This is a genomic window from Pseudomonas sp. (assembly GCF_036387035.1).
GTDB lineage: Bacteria > Pseudomonadota > Gammaproteobacteria > Pseudomonadales > Pseudomonadaceae > Aquipseudomonas.
This window is the reverse complement of sequence record NZ_DASVUM010000089.1, coordinates 1-15,714: the sequence shown is the minus strand read 5'-3', so window position 1 is coordinate 15,714 and position 15,714 is coordinate 1. Positions and strand designations below refer to the sequence as shown.

The window sequence follows — 15,714 nt, the reverse complement described above, 5'->3', positions numbered from 1 at the left end:
CGGTGCCGGGCTCTCCTTCAAGGAGAAATACGTGGCTGCGCGAAAGACCACCCGCGAGGATGTCGTCCAGGCCCACGATACCGGTTGCCGCTTTTGATGTAGTCAAGAATCGCCCTCTTGCGACCTGAGAAAGGGGCGGGCATCGAATCGGATTCGACTGCCCAGGCGGCCATGCGTTCAGGAAAGTCCGAGCTACACCGCCATCACTCTGGACCGTGGCCGCTTCAGAGCGTTCAGTTTTCTTGGCGTGGGCCCCGTAGGCTCCGGGCGCGTGAACGGGCAGCGCAGGGGCAGGGAAGCCGTGAGGCGCCGTCCGGCAAATGGCGCAACCGTGGCCTGCGGCCGCCCCGACCGGCTTGCTATGATCCGGCGTCTGGAAATAACCCCGTCTGGCTTCCCAAAAGGATCAACTGCCGTGTCCGATTACAGCGCTTTCAACGTGGAACTCGCCGACCACATTGCCCACGTGCAAATCAATCGCCCGGAAAAGATCAACGCGATGAACGCGGCGTTCTGGGAAGAAATCATCGAGATTTTTCGCTGGGCCGATGACACCGACGAGGTCCGCGTGGTGGTGCTCAGTGGCGCGGGCAAGCACTTTTCCTCGGGAATCGACCTGACCTTGCTCGCCTCGGTGGCCAACGAACTGGGCAAGGACGTCGGCCGCAACGCACGCTTGCTGCGGCGCAAGATCCTGCAGATGCAGGCCTCTTTCAGTGCGGTCGACCGCTGCAGCAAACCAGTCCTCGCTGCCATTCAGGGCTACTGCATCGGCGGCGCCATCGACCTGATCAGCGCCTGTGACATGCGTTACGCCGCCGACGATGCGCTGTTTTCGATTCGCGAAATCGACATGGGCATGGCCGCGGACGTCGGTACGCTGCAGCGCCTGCCGCGGCTGATCGGCGACGGCATGATGCGCGAAATGGCCTACACCGGGCGCAACGTCGGGGCTGACGAGGCGCAGCGCATCGGCCTGGTTAACCGCACGTTCGCCGATCTGCCTCATTTGCTCGAAGGCGTGTTTGCCATCGCTCGGGACATCGTGGGCAAATCACCCCTCGCCATCATGGGCAGCAAACGGATGATCGGGTTCATGCGTGATCACAGCGTCGACGATGGCCTGGAATACGTTGCCACCTGGAACGCTGCCATGTTGCAATCAACCGACCTGAAGCTGGCGATGGTGGCTCACATGAGCAAACAGAAGCCGGTCTTCGACAATTGACTGACCCATTTGAGTACGGAACGCGTTGCCGCCGCCGGGCTTCTGTATCGAGCGCCGAGCGGGCAGGGCGTTTCCAGAGGAGTTGATGCATGACGCTGCCCAAGCGTTGGACCACCGCCGTGCTTGATGTCCAGGCACCCGGCGGTTGGGCTGTGGTCCAGAGTGACCAGGGCTTTTTGCAGGACCGTAACGGCGTGCTGTTTCCGCGGGAATGGCTGAAGCGCCAGGACCTGTCACTGATGCATGAGCACGGCATTGGCCATTTTGATGGCGAGCCGGTGTATGTGCAGACGCTTCGGGATACACAGGCCTCGGCGCTGGAGGGTGCCCAGTGGCAGACCCTGCGTCAGTTCATGCTGGGTGACGATGCCGATGTGTTTCAGATGCTCGGCTACGCGGCGCAGATCAGCACCTGGGCCCGGGAACACCGGTTCTGTGGCAGTTGCGGCCAGCCAACGCAGCAGGTGCCGGGCGAGCGGGCGATGTATTGCCCGCACTGCGATATACGCGCTTACCCGCGTATTTCCCCGAGCATGATCGTGCTGATTACCCGGGGTGACGAGGTGCTGCTGGCGCGTTCGCCACGTTTCGTCACCGGGGTCTACAGCACCCTCGCCGGTTTTGCCGAACCGGGCGAGTCGGCCGAGGACTGCGTGCGCCGGGAGGTCGTGGAAGAGGTGCAGGTGAAGGTCAGGAACATCCAGTACAAGGGCAGCCAGTGCTGGCCGTTCCCGCACTCGATGATGCTGGGCTTTCACGCCGAATACGAGAGTGGCGAGATCGTGCCTCAGGCGGACGAAATCGAAGACGCCCAGTGGTTCAGCGTCCATAACCTGCCGCCGCTGCCGGCCAGTCGCTCCATTGCGCGCTACTTGATCGATCTGTACCTGGCCGAGCGCACAGGCTCAGTTGAACCAGTGCTGCCAGGCCAGGCGGACGGTTAAACCCAGCACGACGGTGATGAAGACAGGGCGGATGAATTTGGCGCCGCCCTGGATGGCGGTTCTGGCGCCCAGAAAAGCGCCGACCATCAGCGCCAGGCCCATCGTCAACCCGATTACCCAATCCACCGAGCCGTTGAGGGCGAAGATCATCAGCGCTGCGGCGTTGCTGACGAAGTTCATGCTGCGTGCCACGCCGCTGGCTTTCACCAGGTCCACCGGGTACATGAGCAACGTGCTGACCGTCCAGAACGCTCCGGTTCCGGGTCCCGCCACCCCGTCGTAGAAGCCCAGCCCCAGGCCTTGGGCCAGCTGCCATTTGGTTTTGATCGGCGCATTGCTGTCCAGTGGCGCCTTGGGCGTGCCGCCGAACAGCAGGTACAGGCCGCAACCGAACACGATCACCGGAAGCATCTGATTGAGCAATTCAGCCGGCAGATAATGCGCCACCACCGCACCGATCAGCGCACCTACCGCAGTCCCGATCAGCGCGCGTTTCCACTGCGCCGGGTGAAACAGCTTGCGGCGGTAAAAGGTGTAGCCGGCGGTGGCCGAGCCGAAGGTCGAGCTGAGCTTGTTGGTGCCCAACACCAGATGCGGCGGCAGGCCGGCCGTGAGCAGGGCAGGCGTGGTCAGCAGACCGCCGCCGCCGGCAATGGCATCGATAAAACCGGCGACAAAGGCAACGACAGCCAGCACCAGCAGGGTGGTGGGTTCAACGGTGAGTTCGAAGGGCATGGGCAGGCGCTTATCGGGCAGATGGGCAGAAGGGCTGCCCGCAAGCGCCGCATTCTACCTGCAAGGCGCTGGGTTTTGCAGGGCGAGCGGTGAATATGTAATAGCCAAAGGCGCTTGGTTTTTGATGAGATCGCGGTGTGACAGCCGACGCCTTCCCGGCTAAAGCCGGTCCCACAAAAAGCATGCGGTCCCAGTCAATGCATGCAGTCCCACTGGTTGCATGCGGTCCCAGTCAATGCATGCAGCCCCACTGGTTGCATGCGGTCAGACCGTAGGACCGGCTTCAGCCGGGAAGCGGCCGGTGTGAACACCCTCAATCTCGCGGTATGGCATCCGGCGCTTTCCCGGCTAAAGCGCGGTATGGCATCCGGCGCTTTCCCGGCTAAAGCCGGTCCTACAAAAAGCAGGCAGTCCCAGTCAATGCATGCAGTCCCACTGGCTGCATGCCGTCATTCAGTGGGACCGGCTTCAGCCGGGAAGAGGCCGGTGAGAACACCCTGAATTTCGCGGTTTAACCCCCCGTCTCAAACATCCGAAACGCTCACCCAGCGCATCTCTTTCGCGGCGATGCGGATGGCCGTGGCCAGGCGCTCGACTTCCATGGCTTCGGCAAAGTCCGTTCCATTGGTGCCGTGTCCGCCGAGCGCCTGAATCAGTTCAACGACTTCCAGGGTCTTGAGCTCGTTGTAACCCAGTTGATGGCCTGGCGCAGGGCAAAAGGCGGCGTAGCCAGGCTGTTGCGGGCCGGCAAGAATTCGCTGAAACCCGTCCCGTCCCGGAGGCCCTGGCCGGTACAGGCGCAGCTCATTCAAGCGCTCCTGATCAAACGCCAGCGTGCCCTCGGTGCCGCCGATTTCGAAGCTCAGGTGGTTCTTGTAGCCATGCTTGAGCCAGCTGCTGCCGAAGGTGCCCCGCGCGCCGTTGGCGAAGCGCAGCAGCGCGTAGGTCTGGTCATCAATGCTGATCGCGCGTTGCTCATCGCTGCCGCGGGTGGCCGGGCGCTGAGGGTGCACCGTTTGAGCGTCCGCACACACGGCTTCGATGTCACCGAGCAGAAAGCGCGCCATCGCCAGCAAATGGCTGCCGAGGTCTGCCAGGGCACCGCCCGCGTGAGCCTCTTCACAGCGCCAGGACCACGGCGACAGCGCGTCGCCCATGAAATCCTCGCAGAACTCACCCTGAAAACTGACGATGCGACCCAGTTCGCCATTCTCGATCATCTGCTTCGCCAGCCCGATCATCGGGTTGTGCTGGTAGTTGTAACCCACGCGCGTCACCACCCCTGCGTCGCGCGCCGCTGTCTCCATCTCCCGCGCCTGCTCCAGGCTCACCGCCAGCGGCTTCTCGCAGTACACCGCTTTGCCAGCTTCAATGGCCGCCATGGCCATGGGGAAGTGCAGCAGGTTCGGCGTCGTGATCGCCACCAGATGCACCGCCGGGTCGTTGATCAACTGTTGCCAGTCAGCATGACTGCGTTCGAAGCCCCAGCTGTCTGCGCATTGTTGCGCGCGCGCAGCATCCGCATCGGCCAGCGCGACGAGCTTGAGATTGAAGGGGAGGTCGAAGGTGGTACGTGCGTTGTGAAACGCCAGGGCGTGAGCCCGACCCATGAAGCCGGTACCGATCAGGCCGACGCCCAGTGCTTGAAGAGAGTTTGCGCGCATCACAGCGGGTCCTTTAAGACGTATTGTTGTGCGCAAAATGTAGGCGTTTGGCGGTTCCCGATGAAATCTTTATTCCATCAGGAAACCCTCAGTTTCACCTCAGTGATTCAGGACAGAAACCCGCCATCCACATTCAGCGCCGCGCCTGTCGTGTAACTCGACGCATCGCTGGCCAGGTACAGCACCGTCCCCGCCATCTCGCTCGGCGACGCCACGCGCTTGAGAGGAATCTGCGCCAGCGCGGTGTTCAGAATCTTCTCATTGCTCACCAGCGCCGAGGCGAATTTGGTGTCGGTGAGGCCCGGCAGCAGGGCGTTGCAGCGGATGCCGAACGCTGCGCATTCCTTCGCAAAGACCTTGGTCATGTTGATCACCGCCGCTTTGGTCACCGAATAGATGCCTTGATACACGCCCGGTGAAACACCATTAATCGACGCCACGTTGATGATGCTGCCGCCGCCATGCTCGCGCATCAGCTTGCCGGCCTCCACCGACATGAAGAAATAGCCCCGGATGTTCACGTCGACGGTCTTCTGAAACGCACCGAGGTCGGTGTCCAGCACGTTGCAGAATTGCGGATTGGTCGCCGCGTTGTTCACCAGAATGTCCAGGCGGCCGAACTGCTCGCGGATCTGCGCGAACACCGCCGTGATCTGCTCCATCTCACCGATGTGGCAGGCAATCGCCGTGGCCTGACCGCCGTCGGCGATGATCGCGTCCGCGACCTGCTGGCAACCGTCGATCCTGCGGCTTGAGACGATGACGTGGGCGCCTTGCTGGGCCAGCAGTTTGGCGATGGCTTCACCGATGCCACGGCTGGCACCCGAAACGAAAGCGATCTTGCCATCGAGGTCGAACAGTTGAGTCTTGGCCATCGTTGTTTTCCTTGTCGTGTCGCAATCAGAGGCTGGAGCGGTCAATGACTTGCAGCGCCATGCGCTCCAGCAAAGTATTCATCTGGATGAACGTGGCGAAACGCTTGTCCTGGGTCTGGCCGTGGAAGAAGCGGTAATAGATCTGCTGAACGATGCCCGCCAGGCGGAACAAGCCGTAGGTGTAGTAAAAGTCGAAATTGTCGATACGAATGCCCGAACGCTCGGCGTAGTACGCCACAAACTGCTCGCGGGTCAGCATGCCCGGCGCGTGGCTGGGCTGGCGCCGCATCAGTTGCACCGGCGCAGGGTCGCCCGCCTCAATCCAGTACGCCAGACTATTGCCCAGGTCCATCAGCGGATCGCCGAGGGTGGTCAACTCCCAGTCCAGCACACCGATGATCTGCATCGGGTTGTCGGGGTCGAGGATCACGTTGTCGAAGCGGTAATCGTTGTGCACCAGGCTTGAAACGCTGGAGTCCGCCGGCTGTTTCTCGTCCAGCCAGCGCGCGACCCTGTCCCAGCTTGGCGCATCGGGCGTGCGCGCTTTCTCGTAACGCTCGGTCCAGCCGCGAATCTGCCGCGCGACATACCCCTGGGGCTTGCCCAGATCGCCGAGTCCACACGCGGTGTAATCCACCTGATGCAGCTCGACCAGCCGATCGATGAAGCTCTTGCACAGGGTTTCGGTTTGCGCGGCGTCGAGGTTCAGTTCGCCGGGCAACTCCGAACGCAAGATGACGCCCTTGACCCGTTCCATGACGTAAAACTCGGCACCGATCACTGTCTCGTCGGTGCAGTGCAGGTAGGCCTTGGGGCAGTAGGGAAAAGCATCGCGCAGCTGATTCAGAATGCGAAATTCACGGCCCATGTCATGGGCGCTCTTGGCTTTATGGCCGAAGGGCGGACGGCGCAGGACGAATTCTTGCTCGGGGTACTTCAGCAGGTAGGTCAGGTTTGACGCGCCGCCGGGGAACTGACTGATCTGCGGGCTTGCGCTCAGCCCCGGGAGATGCGCTTTGAGGTAAGGATCGATCCGCGCAGCGTCGAGTTCTTCGCCGGTTCGAACCTGTGTGGACTGGTCAGTGAGCGCCATGCTTATCCTTGCAGATTATCTTGGTGGGCCAGGATCATTCGCTAATCTAATGCGCCCCGGCGGTGGCGAACAAGGGCTATTGGCCTGGGTGTTACGGCACAATCAGCGGGCCTGATCTACCTGCCTTGCAGGTGTGCCTGCACCACCGTCCAGGCGAAAAAAAACCGAAGCCGGGCAGCTTCGGTTTTTTCGCAAGGGCGGTGCGTCCTCAGGAAGGAAACAGCTCGCTCAGCTTCATCGCCAGCATCATATCGCCTTCGGCGCGCAGTTTGCCGCCCATGAACGCCTGCATGCCGTCGGTCTCGCCGCTGACGATGCCTTCCAGCGTTTCGCCGTCCATCACCAGGGTGACTTGGGCGTCAGGGTTGACGCCTTCCTGCAGTTCGCAGGTGCCGTCCTTGACGATCAGGGAGAAGTTCTTGGTTTCGTCGATGCGAAAACCGAACACCAGGTCCAGGCCTGCGGCGGCGGCAGGGTTGAACTTGGCTTTCATCGCTTGAACGGCGTCTTCTACGGAGGTCATGGTGTGATCCTTTTATATGAGTGATTGCAGGCACCTTGCGGGTGCGATTGGCCGGGCTCAGCGGTAGGTGATGAGCTCCGGCGCCTTCATCAGTTGCAAGTGCGCGTAACTGTTGAAGGAAGCCAGGGACACCTCCCGCTCACGGAACTTCAGGTGATTGAGCGAGGTGTTGACGATGTGCCAGTTGAGTTCGAAGGCCTGGGAGGCCGACATTTGCGTGATCAGGTGGAGCAGGGCGGTGATGGTGCCGCCGGAGGTGAACACGGCGATGCGATCGCTCGGGCCCGCACTGTCGAGTATCCCGCTCAGGCCCGTTTCAACCTGCTCGACAAAGGCCTCCCAGCTTTGCAGCGCAGCGTCCTGATGGTCACCCACCACCCAGCGGCGAATGATCGCCGCAAACAGGCGCTGGAATTCGGCGCGGTTGTTGGCCGCGTCACGCATGATCTCGAAGGCTTCGGGTTCGGTTTCCAGCATGGCGGGAAGCAGCGCGCGGATCACGCCTTCGGCGTTGAACTCGTTGAAGGCGATGTCGGTTTCGAGGTCCGGGGTGGCAAGGCCGGCAGCGTTGAGCTGGGCAATCACCGTTTCGGCCGTATGGCGCTGGCGGAACAGGGCGCCGCTGATGCACCGGTCAAAAGTCAGGCCCAACTGCGCAAGGTGCGCGCCGAGAATTTCCGACTGGCGAAAACCGGTGGGTGACAGGACGTCGTAATCGTCTGCACCAAACGAGGCCTGACCATGTCGTATCAGATAGATGCTGCCCACGACCGCGTCATCCTGGCACGTTGAAAGTGCTGGGAGGTTATGAGGAGGGCGCGGGGTCTGTCAATGAAAAAACATACGCTCGTTTGAATTGTTCTATTTACCCCGGATTCATGGGGCGCGTTGCTGGCCGGGCAACCGGCACGCCGGTATGCTTGGCCCCATTCGCGACCCTCTGCCGAGGGTCTGCTGACAGGTAAGGAGTTTCTGTGGAGTACATGTTCGATTACGCCAGTTTCCTGGCAAAGACCGTCACCATCGTGATTGCGATCATTGTGGTGCTGGTGGTCATCGCTTCGATGCGCGGTCGCGGGCGTCGTGGCGGGGGCGGCCAGTTGCACGTCACCCGGCTCAACGACTTTTACAAAGGTCTGCGCGATCGCCTCGAAGGCTCGCTGCTGGACAAGGCCCGGCTCAAGGCGCTGCGCAAGTCCCAGGCCAAGGAGCTTAAGAAGGACAAGAAGTCCGCCGAGGTCAAGCCGCGTGTCTATGTGCTGGACTTCGACGGTGACATCAAAGCGTCTGCCACCGAGAACATGCGCAACGAAATCACCGCGCTGCTGACCCTGGCCACGCCGAAGGATGAAGTGGTGCTTCGTCTGGAAAGCGGTGGCGGCATGGTCCACAGCTACGGCCTGGCGTCGTCGCAACTGGCGCGGATTCGTCAGGCGGGCATCCCGTTGACCATCTGCATCGACAAGGTCGCGGCCAGCGGCGGCTACATGATGGCGTGCATCGGCAACCGCATCATCAGCGCACCGTTCGCTATCCTGGGATCGATCGGCGTGGTCGCGCAGTTGCCCAACGTCAATCGTTTGCTGAAAAAGCATGACATCGATTTTGAGGTGCTGACCGCAGGCGAGTACAAACGCACCTTGACCGTGTTTGGCGAGAACACCGACAAGGGCCGCGAGAAATTCCAGCAGGACCTGGACATCACCCACGAGTTGTTCAAGAACTTCGTCGCCAGCTACCGCCCGCAGTTGCAGATCGACGAAGTCGCCACCGGGGAAATATGGCTCGGCATCGCAGCCAAGGACATGCAGCTGGTTGATGAGCTGAAGACCAGCGATGAATACCTGTCGGAGAAGGCCAAGACCGCCGACGTCTTCCATCTGCACTACGCCGAGCGTAAAAGCCTGCAGCAGCGTGTAGGCCTTGCGGCTAGCATGTCGGTTGACCGATTGGTGACGGGATGGTGGGGCAAGCTGACGCAACAGCGGTTCTGGTGATCGACCGCACGCCGGCGTTCTACATACCGTAGGAGTCGGCTTGCTGGCGAATGCATTGTCACATTCGGCATCGTCGTCGCTGACGCCACGCATTCGCCAGCAAGCCGGCTCCTACAGCCAGACGTGACCAGGCAGGAAGCACATCACGCGCGGCATCAAATAGCGAGCCAAAAAAAGCCCCGACCTCTCGCGAAGTCGGGGCTTTTTTTTTCACGCCGATTTCAACCGTGGCTCAACGCCGACGGAACAGCGGCAGCGGCTCGTCGGTAGCAGCCTGGTAGGTCACGGAGAAGTCCTTCAGGCCCTCCAGTGCTTCGTACGGGTCTTTGTCCGCACGAATCGCGAACGCGTCGAACCCGCAACGGTGCAGGTAGAACAGCTGATCGCGGAGCACGTCGCCAATGGCCCGCAGCTCGCCCTTGTACCCGTAGCGGTCACGCAACAGGCGGGCGTTGGAGTAGCTGCGCCCGTCGGTAAACGCCGGGAAGTTCAGGGCGATGACCTGGAACTGATCGGCGTCGTCGCCGATCTCCTCGGCCTCTTCGTCGCTGTCCAGCCAGACACCCAACCCGCCGTCGCGAGCCTTCAGCGCATGCGCGTGGTCGCGCCACAGGCTCAGCGGCACGATCAGGTCGTCGCAGTTGGACAGGCTGTCGAACGTCGTGTCTTTGGGAAGCAGGTGCCAGGTCTCGTCGATGACCTCGTTGTTTTTAATGATTCGCTGCATAGACGCGCTCCTTGAAAGGGTCGATGCCAATACGCTGGAAGGTGTCGATGAAGCGCTCGTCGTCGTTGCGTTTCTCAACGTAGACATGGATCAGCTTCTCGATGACATCCGGCATCACGTCCTGTGCGAACGATGGGCCAAGGATTTTGCCCAGGCTGGCGTCCCGGCTGGCGCTGCCGCCCAGGGACACCTGGTAGAACTCTTCGCCTTTCTTGTCCACGCCCAGAATGCCGATGTGGCCGACGTGGTGGTGGCCGCAGGCGTTCATGCAGCCGGAGATGTTCAGGTCCAGCTCGCCGATGTCGAACAGATAGTCCAGGTCATCGAAACGGCGCTGGATCGATTCGGCAATCGGGATCGACTTGGCATTGGCGAGCGAGCAGAAGTCGCCGCCGGGGCAGCAGATGATGTCCGTCAGCAGGCCAATGTTCGGGGTCGCGAAGCCTTGCTCGCGCAGCTCGCCCCACATCGTGAACAGTTGGCGCTGTTCGACGTCGGCCAGAATCACGTTCTGCTCATGGGAGGTGCGCAGTTGGCCGAAGCTGTAGCGGTCGGCGAGGTCGGCGATGCCGTCCAGTTGCGCGTCGGTCAGATCGCCCGGCGCCACGCCGGTGGGTTTCAGCGACAGCGTCACGGCCGCGTAGCCCGGCTTTTTATGGGCCAGGACGTTGCGCGAGCGCCAGCGGGCGAAACCGGGGTGCTGCTGATCCAGCTGAGCCAGTTCGGCGCTGTAATCAGTCAGCGCCTTGTAGTCCGGGTCGACGAAGTGTTTGGCGACGCGATGCACTTCGGCCTCGGTCAGGGTGGTCTGGCCGCCGCGCAGGTGCGCCATTTCGGCTTCGACCTTCTCGGCGAACACTTCAGGGGTCAGGGCCTTGACCAGAATCTTGATACGCGCCTTGTATTTGTTGTCACGGCGCCCGTAGCGGTTGTACACGCGCAGAATTGCGTCGAGGTAGCTCAACAGGTCCTGCCACGGCAGGAACTCGTTGATGAACGCACCGACCACCGGCGTGCGGCCGAGGCCACCGCCGACCAGCACCCGGAAACCCAGCTCGCCTGCGGCGTTCTTGACCGGCTCAAGGCCGATGTCGTGCACTTCGATGGCCGCACGGTCGGACGTCGAACCGTTGATGGCAATCTTGAACTTGCGCGGCAGGTACGCGAACTCAGGGTGGAAAGTGGTCCACTGACGGACGATTTCACACCAGGGGCGCGGGTCCACCAGCTCGTCGGCAGCGACGCCGGCGAACTGGTCGGTGGTGACGTTGCGCAGGCAGTTGCCGCTGGTCTGGATGGCGTGCATCTGCACGGTGGCCAGCTCGGCGAGAATATCGGGAATGTCTTCAAGTGCCGGCCAGTTGAACTGCACGTTCTGGCGGGTACTGATGTGCGCGTAGCCCTTGTCGTAATCGCGGGCAATCTTCGCCAGCATGCGGGCCTGGCGCGAGGTCAGCTGGCCGTAAGGCACAGCGACGCGCAGCATCGGGGCAAAGCGTTGGATATAGAGGCCGTTTTGCAGGCGAAGCGGGCGGAACTCTTCTTCGCTGAGCTCGCCGGCCAGATAGCGGCGGGTCTGGTCGCGGAACTGCTTGACGCGGTCCTCGACGATCCGCTGATCGTACTCGTCGTATACGTACATGGTGGTCCTGTTCTCAGGCGGTTCACTGCTGCTGGGCCAGCCGGAAAGGCGATGCGTTGTCGTCTGCTTTCAGGCTACCGAGCAAATCTGCGCGCACGGCCGCGCACCCCTTACGGAGCTCGGCGAGGTTACCAGTTTGCGGATATGCGCAAAAGTGATGTTTGAGTATATGCACAGAACCAAAAGTGCTAAGCAGCACGTCGGGTCGGCATAACCTCACTTGTGGTAAGGCCATGGCTCGACTTTACTGAGGCTCATGCCAACGACGGCCCCGTTGTTGGCCTGCGAGTTTTGCGATCACCCATAAAACAGACAAAAGGCGATGCAATGCGAAATCACCCCAAAGTAGCCAAATCCGCCAGCCGTGTAGATGCATGGGCCATTCTTTTCATCTTCGTGCTGGTGGCGGGGGCGGCGGTGTTCTGGGTGAATCATCAGTAGCGCGGTGCAGCGTGCTCTTCAACCGCTCTGACGCTTGCACAGGCTGGGCGGACACCACCCATCCGTAGGAGCCGGCTTGCTGGCGAATGCATTCATGCAGACATCGCAACGGCGTTTGCAAAATCGGGTTCGCCAGCAAGCCGGCCCCTACGAACACCTGGTGCCACCGGTCTTTACAAGCCCGCTTGCCGTGTGAGCGCGGTTAGCCGATCGATCTCCGATTTCCAGTCTCTACACTTCGGCCCTGACGATTTAAATATTCAGGCGCCCCGGGCTAAATCGGGTAGCAGGTCTGCATTCAAAATTTAAACAGTGGATAAACGTTCGATTAAACAGCATGTATGTCTCAGTCGTCCCAATGTATATAAATCCCTCGCTGTTTGTGTTTGTGTTCACAGTGCTGACTTTGACTGAGTTTACATTTTGGCTCTATATTCATTTCGCTTAACGTGTCAGAACTTTCCGTAGGATCGCTCCTGATATTTGTAAGAAGTTTCTTGATGTGAAAAGTCGGGTAGTATTTTATTTTTTCTGTGGTTAGCCTTGCTTCTCAGTGCCGGGTGGAACCCAGGCTACACAGTAGCGGGCCTTGGGGCTATCGGTCAGAAGCCCAGGCTGCCGGGTTTGCGTTGTCCATATTCGCACACTCGAGTTCCCGCCATTAAATATTGAAGATCAAGGCGGATGGCAAACCAGCAAGAATGACATCCGTTATTTCCAGCGCGCACTTCAGTGATGGCCGAAGTCACGTTATCACTTGGGTGATCGATTAATCATTCAATCCTGGAATTGTTATCGGTGTTACCTATGAATTCAGTAAGTCATGAGCCCTCCAGTACTGCGCCGATTAATCTAGACCTTATCTTCCAGGACACCTATTTGCTGGTCATTGAACTGCGTCATGGTCGCGCAATGACCAACAGCAAAACATTGCGCGAGACGTGTATTGCCCAGGTCGAAGGCGCGCGCAGCGCATTGCAGGAAGCGGGCATGAGCCCGCGCAGTGTCGACTTGATCATCCATGCGCAATGCGCGCTGCTCGATGAAGCCGTGTTCGCCAACGTCGGGGACGGCGTCCGACAGATATGGATCACCGAATCCTTGCAGGCCCGATTCTGCGGGCATCACCGAGCAGGTGAAATCCTGCATGAGCAAATGCGGGAAGTGTTGCGCGAGCCTGCGCCGGACATGCACGTTGTGACCGTATTCCAGCGGGTGATGATGTTGGGATTTCTTGGCGGTTATCGATCGCTGGATGACGAAGAGCGCCTGGTCCTGAAAAAACAGCTGGACGCATTGGCAGGCCTGCGAATAGAGGAGCTGGGGCCGACATGGATAGACGCCAGAGGGCCTGTTCGCACGTTCCCCTGGTGGCTACGTTCTCCACTCGTGCACCTGGCAATCGCGGGGCTGGCGCTGTTCGCCGTGTGGTGGTTCCTGAATCGTTCGCTCGCCAATATGGTCGACGAGCTTGTGCGGAGGGGCGTCTGATCATGACGGACTCACCGCAAACCTTTTTCGATCACAGCCGTCACACCCTGCGCGTCAATGAGCTGGATGCCGACCTTGACGTGCTGACGTTCACGGGCGAAGAACGGCTGAGTCAGCCATTCATTTATGTCGTCGAGTTCACCTCGACGAATCAAGGCATCAGCGCTACGCAGATCCTCGGCAAAGACGCCCGCTTTACGCTGCACACCGCGCCGCACGTGCTGTCGAGAGCCACTCGCGGCTTGCTTGTCCCCACCGCCGAGCCGCTGCGCAGCATTCGCGGAGTGATGACCGGTTTCAAGTGCCTGTCAGCCTCCAGAGATGAGGCGCGTTACGAAGTCACGCTTGAGCCGCGTATGGCATTGCTCTCTCGCGGACATCAATACCGTATTTACCAACACATGTCGGTGCCGGAGATTGTCGACAGTATTCTGCGCAGTCGGCACGGCATGGAAGGTCAGGATTTCCGCTTCAAGCTTGTTCGTGAGTACCCTCGGCGAGAGCAGGTGATGCAATTTGGCGAAAGCGATCTGGCCTTCATCTCACGGCTGCTGGCCGAGGTGGGCATCTGGTTTCGTTTCGCCCACGATGCCCGTCTCGACATCGATGTGATCGAATTTCACGACGATCAGCGTCACTACCAATGGCCTCAAGCCAAGGTACCGTGTCGCTCGCCATCGGGGCTGGACAGCCATGATCAGGACGCGGTGTGGCAGTTGCAATCCAACCATTGCGTGGTGGAAAAGAGCATACACTTTCGTGCCTATGACCCTCGCGATGCCCATGCCTGGCTCGACGGCGAGGTCGATCAAAGCCGTCGCGCCACCACCACCTACGGCGAGGCCTATCACTACGCCGAGCCCTACACCGTGCTCGGCGACGCACGGGATCAGGACGAAGACCTTGAAAGCGAAAGCGGGTTTTTCTACGCCCGGCTGCGCCACGAACGTTATCTCAATGCCCAGACGCGTTTAACCGGCGTCAGCAGCAGTGCGAAGTTGGCGCTGGCGCAAATCCTCGACGTCACGGGCGACGCCCCCAAGGCCTTCGAACCCGGCGCCGTGATCACGGGCCTGAGCCTGCGCGCCGCCCGGGATCGCAGTTTCGAAGTTGCCTTCGTGGCCATTCCCTTCAGCGAGACCGTATGTTTCCGTCCTGCGGTGCCGCGTAAACCGCAACTCGCCGGTACGGTTGCCGCGAGGGTGACCAGCGTCATCGCCAACGACCCGTACAGCCACATCGACAAGGAAGGTCGCTACAAGGTCAACTTCCTGTTCGACCGTGACCGCTGGGAGCCCGGTGAGGAAAGCGCGTGGCTGCGCCTGGCCCGCGCCTATGCCGGCGACACCCACGGCCTGCATTTGCCGCTGATTGCCGGCACCGAAGTGGCCGTGGCCTTCGAGCACGGGGACCCCGACCGACCCTATATCGCCCATGCCTTGCACGACGATCGGCATCCTGACCCGGTGACCCTGGCGGATCGGGATTTCACGCGCAATGTGCTGCGCACGCCGGCCAACAACAAACTGCGCATGGAAGATGAGCGCGGCAAGGAGCACGTCAAGCTCAGCACTGACCACAGCGGCAAGAGCCAGCTGAATCTGGGCCATCTGGTGGATGCCAACAAGGACGAGCGCGGCGAAGGCTTCGAACTGCGCACCGACGGCTGGGGGGCGATTCGCAGCGGCAACGGCCTGTTCATCAGTGCCGATGAACAGGCCGCAGCCCAGGGGCAGCAGCTGGAGATGGCATCAGCGATTACCCACTTGCAGCACGCGGCGGAGCAACTGCAGGTGCTGTCCCAGGACGCCCAGGCCAGCCAGGCCGAGCCCGCTGATGTGCAGGCGCAGCTGGATCTGCTTAAGCAGAACCTCGAACAGCTCAAATCCGCCGTGCTGTTGCTCAGCGCACCGCAGGGCATCGCCCTCACCAGCGGCAAGCACCTGCAACTGGCCGCACACGGCAATCTGATGCTCAACGCTGGCGCCGAAGCCGACATCAGCGTGGTGAAGCGGATGTTCATCGGCGCCGGCAAAGGCTTGAGCCTGTTCGTGCGACAGCTGGGCATCAAGCTTATTGCCAATCAAGGGCCGGTCACCGTGCAGGCGCAGAACGGCACACTGGAGCTGCTGGCCCGTCAAGGCCTGAGCATCACCAGCACCGAAGACGAGATCCACATCGTCGCCAAGAAGAGGATCGTGCTCAACGCTGCGGGCAGTTACCTGACGCTGGAGCAGGGCCTCATCGAGTCGGGGACGGCGGGAGACCATCTCCTCAAGGCCGCGAGTTTTCAGTTCATCAAGGGCGGCGCGACCATGGCTGCCGACCATCCCGACGCTCCGAAACAGCTGACC

Annotated in this window: 13 protein-coding genes; 5 read left to right on the top strand and 8 right to left on the bottom strand. The window is 60.9% G+C overall.

Annotation, left to right across the window (positions count from 1 at the left end):
- Positions 1-415: 415 nt before the first annotated feature.
- Entirely contained in the window at positions 416-1,228 is an 813-nt protein-coding gene (locus VF672_RS08265; RefSeq protein ID WP_331103507.1) for a crotonase/enoyl-CoA hydratase family protein, read from the top strand.
- A 95-nt stretch (positions 1,229-1,323) separates the two neighbouring features.
- Positions 1,324-2,172 carry an NAD(+) diphosphatase gene (gene nudC / locus VF672_RS08260; RefSeq protein ID WP_331103509.1) on the top strand — a complete coding sequence of 283 codons (849 nt, stop codon included), beginning with the start codon at positions 1,324-1,326 and terminating at the stop codon, positions 2,170-2,172.
- Here the strand turns inward: nudC and VF672_RS08255 are convergent.
- The 6 genes from VF672_RS08255 to VF672_RS08230 form a co-directional block, all read right to left on the bottom strand.
- Positions 2,134-2,907 (bottom strand): TSUP family transporter, encoded by a 774-nt coding sequence (locus VF672_RS08255; RefSeq protein WP_331103504.1) that lies wholly within the window; start codon positions 2,905-2,907, stop codon positions 2,134-2,136. The two genes, nudC and VF672_RS08255, sit on opposite strands and share 39 nt — an antisense overlap.
- 524 nt (positions 2,908-3,431) lie before the next feature.
- Positions 3,432-4,571, bottom strand: a complete 1,140-nt coding sequence (locus VF672_RS08250) for a Gfo/Idh/MocA family oxidoreductase (protein WP_331103502.1) — start codon at positions 4,569-4,571, stop codon at positions 3,432-3,434.
- A gap of 107 nt (positions 4,572-4,678) precedes the next feature.
- Entirely contained in the window at positions 4,679-5,446 is a 768-nt protein-coding gene (locus VF672_RS08245) for an SDR family oxidoreductase (RefSeq protein ID WP_331103500.1), read from the bottom strand.
- Positions 5,447-5,471: 25 nt separating this feature from the next.
- Positions 5,472-6,539, bottom strand: a complete 1,068-nt coding sequence (locus VF672_RS08240) for a phosphotransferase family protein (protein ID WP_331103498.1) — start codon at positions 6,537-6,539, stop codon at positions 5,472-5,474.
- Between the two features lie 208 nt (positions 6,540-6,747).
- Positions 6,748-7,062 (bottom strand): SCP2 sterol-binding domain-containing protein, encoded by a 315-nt coding sequence (locus VF672_RS08235; RefSeq protein ID WP_331103496.1) that lies wholly within the window; start codon positions 7,060-7,062, stop codon positions 6,748-6,750.
- Between the two features lie 57 nt (positions 7,063-7,119).
- Entirely contained in the window at positions 7,120-7,830 is a 711-nt protein-coding gene (locus VF672_RS08230; protein ID WP_331103493.1) for a histidine phosphatase family protein, read from the bottom strand.
- 215 nt (positions 7,831-8,045) lie between these two features.
- Here VF672_RS08230 and sohB point away from each other — a divergent pair, with 215 nt between their 5' ends.
- The gene (gene sohB, locus VF672_RS08225; RefSeq protein WP_414705585.1) at positions 8,046-9,059 is read left to right on the top strand and encodes a protease SohB; all 1,014 of its coding nucleotides are present in this window, start codon (positions 8,046-8,048) and stop codon (positions 9,057-9,059) included.
- 232 nt (positions 9,060-9,291) lie between these two features.
- Here the strand turns inward: sohB and VF672_RS08220 are convergent, their stop codons facing one another.
- Both VF672_RS08220 and VF672_RS08215 read right to left on the bottom strand, forming a co-directional pair.
- The gene (locus VF672_RS08220; protein WP_331103489.1) at positions 9,292-9,786 is read right to left on the bottom strand and encodes a DUF934 domain-containing protein; all 495 of its coding nucleotides are present in this window, start codon (positions 9,784-9,786) and stop codon (positions 9,292-9,294) included.
- On the bottom strand, positions 9,770-11,428 hold the full coding sequence (locus VF672_RS08215) for a nitrite/sulfite reductase (RefSeq protein ID WP_331103487.1): 1,659 nt from the start codon (positions 11,426-11,428) through the stop codon (positions 9,770-9,772). The genes VF672_RS08220 and VF672_RS08215 overlap by 17 nt, the downstream gene beginning before the upstream one ends.
- Before the next feature lie 1,248 nt (positions 11,429-12,676).
- On the opposite strand from VF672_RS08215, the gene tssL reads away from it, so the two are divergent.
- The gene (gene tssL, locus VF672_RS08210; RefSeq protein WP_331103485.1) at positions 12,677-13,360 is read left to right on the top strand and encodes a type VI secretion system protein TssL, short form; all 684 of its coding nucleotides are present in this window, start codon (positions 12,677-12,679) and stop codon (positions 13,358-13,360) included.
- A gap of 2 nt (positions 13,361-13,362) precedes the next feature.
- Positions 13,363-15,714: type VI secretion system tip protein VgrG (locus VF672_RS08205; protein WP_331103483.1), on the top strand; the 2,352-nt coding region annotated here is incomplete at its 3' end.

What these genes read in the sequence shown, in the direction of transcription:
- VF672_RS08255 (WP_331103504.1), bottom strand. Translation starts at nt 2,907, where the DNA reads ATGCCCTTCGAACTCACCGTTGAACCCACCACCCTGCTGGTGCTGGCT.
- VF672_RS08250 (WP_331103502.1), bottom strand. Translation starts at nt 4,571, where the DNA reads ATGCGCGCAAACTCTCTTCAAGCACTGGGCGTCGGCCTGATCGGTACC.
- VF672_RS08245 (WP_331103500.1), bottom strand. Translation starts at nt 5,446, where the DNA reads ATGGCCAAGACTCAACTGTTCGACCTCGATGGCAAGATCGCTTTCGTT.
- VF672_RS08240 (WP_331103498.1), bottom strand. Translation starts at nt 6,539, where the DNA reads ATGGCGCTCACTGACCAGTCCACACAGGTTCGAACCGGCGAAGAACTC.
- VF672_RS08235 (WP_331103496.1), bottom strand. Translation starts at nt 7,062, where the DNA reads ATGACCTCCGTAGAAGACGCCGTTCAAGCGATGAAAGCCAAGTTCAAC.
- sohB (WP_414705585.1), top strand. Translation starts at nt 8,046, where the DNA reads ATGTTCGATTACGCCAGTTTCCTGGCAAAGACCGTCACCATCGTGATT.
- VF672_RS08220 (WP_331103489.1), bottom strand. Translation starts at nt 9,786, where the DNA reads ATGCAGCGAATCATTAAAAACAACGAGGTCATCGACGAGACCTGGCAC.
- VF672_RS08215 (WP_331103487.1), bottom strand. Translation starts at nt 11,428, where the DNA reads ATGTACGTATACGACGAGTACGATCAGCGGATCGTCGAGGACCGCGTC.
- tssL (WP_331103485.1), top strand. Translation starts at nt 12,677, where the DNA reads ATGAATTCAGTAAGTCATGAGCCCTCCAGTACTGCGCCGATTAATCTA.